At 37.5% G+C, this 4710-nt stretch carries 1 protein-coding gene; it reads left to right on the forward strand.

The window, feature by feature from the left end; translation table 11 throughout:
- The coding region (locus J536_RS23240; protein WP_032064111.1) for an Ig-like domain-containing protein at positions 1 to 4710 on the forward strand (4710 nt) is incomplete at both ends.

The following is a 4710-nucleotide window of genomic DNA, read 5'->3' on the forward strand; positions in this document are numbered from 1 at the left end:
TGGCAGGAAACAACAGTAGCTCAAAAAGATTTAACCGATGGTGTTTACCAATATAAAGCTATAGTTACAGACGTTGCAGGCAATACATCAGAAACCGCTATACAAAAAGTTGTTGTCGATACAACAGCGCCGCAAGCAGGTGAATTAACTTTATCTGATTTAAGCGATACGGGTGTTTCAGCAACAGATCAAATTACGCAAGATAATAATTTTACTTTGAAGCTAGCTCAACCGATTGTAATCGGAGAGCAAGCTGCTTTATTAGACCACTATGAAGTCTCTACCGATGAAGGAAAAACTTGGCAGGAGACAACAGCTGATCAAAAAGATTTAGCTGATGGAAGTTACCTCTATAAAGCTGTAGTGACAGACCTCGCAGGTAACACATCAGAAACTGGTGTGGAAAAGGTAATTATAGATAATTCTTTAAATATTGAATCAACTACAGTAACTGTAAAGTCGATTACTGAAGACAATATAATAAGTTTAGTTGAAAAAGATCAAGTTATTTCTATAAGACTGGACGTAGATAATCTACCAACAGACTTAAATAGCTCACTGACCTCAGTAAATACGACATTAAACAATGTTGTTTATAACTTTCATTTTGATGAAGTTACCCAAGAGTGGGTTACTGAAATTCCAGCAGAGTTTTTGTGGTCAGAAGAATCGCAAACCAATATATCAACTGATATTAGTCTTACTGATCAAGCTGGCAATACAGCTATTATTAAACAGACCCAAAATTATAATGTAGATCATACTCCAAATTCGCCAACTCTAGATTCACTAACTTTCAATAATATAGATGGAGCTATCATTTCAGGTAGCGCATATAAAGGAAGTAAAGTTGATATCTACAATAAAAATGGTGATTGGCTTGCAACTACAATAGCTAATGAGGAGGGTAAATTTACTTTACAAGACCTTTCTATTAGTACTAATCAAGAAATTTATGCGGTCGCTACTTATAATGGATACAGCAGTGAAAATTCGTCAATTAACCTAGTTACTGAAGTTCCTGCTATTAGTATTACAAGAATTAGTCCAGAAGGTGTGATCACTGGTTATGCGACCGAAGGCAGTCATTTTATAGTAAAAGATCAGAATGGAAATATTCTACAAGAGTTTAACTCCATTGCATTTGAGGGTTCAGGTATTACGCCTTTTAGTGTAATGGCATTAGGTGAGGTCAGACCATTTACTTTGACCCTCAACCAACCTTTAGAGGAAGGTACTCAAATTATTATCTCTACAGATAAAGATAATATTTCAGGCCATCCACAATATATTACCGCAGACTATATTCCAGCAGTATTTTTAGAAACTCCACAATTTGATATTAGTGGTGAAACTTTATCAGTACATGTTAATGAGCCGAACAGCTTTATTCGTGCATTTTCTGGAGAGGGCAATTTAATTGCTACAGGTTTTACCGATGAACAAGGCTTTGCAAGTTTACAGGTATTCCAATTTTTAAAAGAAGGTGAGTCGGTTACCGTACAAGTAGTAGATAAAAATCAAAATACGAGTGAAGCCCTAATCGAAGTTCCAAACTTTGCTTATATTCCATATGTTGAACGTATTACACAAGAAGGCTTAATTTCTGGGTTTGCTGAAGATAATAGTACAGTAATCGTGCGTGATGCTGACGGTAATGAATTAGGAAAGGTTATATTAGGTGATGACAATAGTTGGAATGAATTTAGTCATTTTAGCTTGAGTGTAAACCGACCTTTAATTGATGGAGAGCAAATTTCCGTTCAAATTATTGATAATAAAGGGTTGATGAGTCCTGAGCAGAATATCATTGTAGATCTGACTCCTCCACCTGTTCCAACAGATTTAAATTTCAATGATGCTGGTGATTTAGTTTATGGCCATGCAGAACCTTTCTCTGAAATTTTAGTTAAAGATGGGCAAGGAAACATTCTTAATAAATGGTTCTGGAATAACTGGACTGATGAGAGTGGAAGTTTTTCGATAGAACTAGGTATGTTTTTAACTAATGCTGAGACGGTTTATGTCACGGCTACCGATGTGAATGGAAATGTAAGTTTAGCAGCGCAGATACAGGCGCCTAATTATGCTTTTGCCCCCCATGTAGATAGCTTTACTTCGGACGGAGTGATAAGTGGACAAGCTGAAAATAATAGTACTCTTATTGTTAAAGATGCCAAAGGTGAAGTCGTAGCTGAAATTAAAGTCGGTGAAGATAACGGTTGGAATGGATCAAGTTATTTTAAACTCCAGCTTGACCGCCTTCTTGTTAATGGTGAGCAGTTGTTCTTATCAATTAAGGATGCTCGTGGGCAAGTAAGCACCGATACTGTAATTACCGCTGATACGGTTGCTCCTACACCAGCCAGCAATTTAGTTTTCTCAGAAGATGGTTCATATCTTACAGGCGTAGCAGAACTGAATACTACGATTCAGGTTTTTGATCATAATGGTCAGCTCGTGAATATATGGAATAACACCATAAACTCAGATGGTACATTTACTATTTTCTTAGGTAGCAATAATTTACATGGAGAGGCATTCACGGTCACAGTTAAAGACCAAGCTGGAAATGTGAGTGAAGCTGTTTCAATAAATGCTCCACTTGATGATATTGCACCGGATCCAATTAAAAATATTTTACTTGATGCAAACGGTCAAAACTTTACAGCACAAGCAGAAGCAAATAGTCAGATTGAAGTTTTTGATTCATTAGGTAATCAGACGGGTTGGGGCTCTACAGATAGTGCTGGTAATGTCTCAGGCTTTTTCAATCAAATCTATTTACATGGTGAAGAGCTTACTTTTGTTGTCATAGATCGAGTTGGTAACCGTAGTATCGAATTTAAGCAAAATGCTTTAATTGATACCATTGCACCAAATCCGATTGCAAATATCATCTTCAACGAAGATGGCCAAAGCTTTACAGCTCAGGCAGAAGCTGGAAGCTCTATTGAAATATTAGATCAGGCTGGAAATAAGATTACTACTAGTTATACCGATAGCTTAGGTAATGTATTTGGTTATTTCCCGCAAGTTTACTTACATGGTGAGGAACTTACTTTTGTTGTAGTTGACCGAGCGGGTAACCGTAGTGCAGAGGTCAAGCAGAGTGCTTTAACTGATGATATCGCACCAAATCCGATTGAAAATATTGTATTAGATATCAATGGACAGAGCTTTACAGCTCAGGCTGAAGCAAATAGTCAGATTGAAATTAAAAATACCAATGGTGACATTATTGGTTATGGATCAGCAGATAGCACAGGCAATGTTTCTGGTTACTTGTATCAGGTCTATTTACATGGCGAAGAGCTTACTTTTGTTGTCGTTGACCGAGCGGGTAACCGTAGTACAGAAGTTAAGCAGAATGCCTTGATTGATAATATTGCGCCAAATCCGATTGAAAATATTGTATTCGACTCAAACGGTCAAAACTTTACGGCGCAAGCAGAAGCAAACACTCAAATTGAAGTCAAAAATGCTGCAGGTGAGGTCATAGGTTCAGGTTATGTAGATGGCGCTGGTAATGTGTCAGGTTATTTATATCAAGTCTATTTACATGGAGAAGAACTTACTTTTGTTGTCGTTGACCGAGCTGGTAACCGTAGTGCAGAGATCAAGCAAAACGCTTTAACTGATGATATTGCACCAAATTCAATTGAAAATATTGTACTTGATGCGAACGGACAGAACTTTACAGCTCAGGCAGAAGCAAACACTCAAATTGAAGTCAAAAATGCTGCTGGTGAAGTCATAGGATCTGGTTCAACCGATAGCATGGGTAATGCTTCTGGTTACTTCTATCAGGTCTATTTACATGGTGAAGAACTCACTTTTGTTGTAGTTGACAAAGCGGGGAACCGCAGTACAGAGGTCAAGCAGAATGCCTTGATTGATGACATTGCTCCGAACGTGATTGAAAACATTATCTTTAATGAAAATGGTCAAAACTTTACAGCGCAAGCAGAAGCAAATAGCAAAGTTGAAGTTAAAAATACTGTGGGTGAGGTTGTAGGTTTTGGTTATGTGGATGGTGATGGTAATGTCTCGGGTTACTTGAATCAAGTTTATTTAAAAGGTGAGGAGCTCACTTTTGTTGTGATTGATCAAGCTGGTAATCGTAGTGTTGAAGTAAAACAAACAGCCTTTCTTGATAATACGGCACCAGAAAATGCGACTAATTTAGTATTTAGCGAAGATGGTTCATATCTAACTGGTATGGCTGAGCCCAATTCTACGATTCAAATAATTGATCAGAATGGTCAATTATTAAATCTTTGGAATAATAATGTTAATTGGGATGGAACATTTAACCTCTATTTAAATAGTAACTACATGCATGGAGAAGTATTTAAAGTAGTTGTAGTTGATCAGGCTGGTAATTTGAGTGACGGGGTTACTGTAAAAGCACCGCTTGATGATATTGCTCCTGTAGCTGCAAGTAATCTTACATTCAATGAAGATGGTTCGTCCCTTTCTGGTGTGGCTGAGCCGAATACCTTCATCCAGATTTTTGACCAAAATGGTCAGCAAGTGAATACCTGGAATCAGAGTGTAAACGCTGATGGTACATTCAACATTTCTCTAGGTAACTACAATTTACATGGTGAAGAATTTACAGTCATTGTTAAAGACCTTGCTGGAAATGTGAGTGAAGCTGTTTCAGTTAAGGCGCCGCTTGATGATATTGCCCCAAATCCGATTAAA

Origin of the sequence: Acinetobacter sp. 809848, from assembly GCF_000581275.1 — a bacterium.
GTDB classification, from domain to species: Bacteria; Pseudomonadota; Gammaproteobacteria; order Pseudomonadales; family Moraxellaceae; genus Acinetobacter; species Acinetobacter pittii.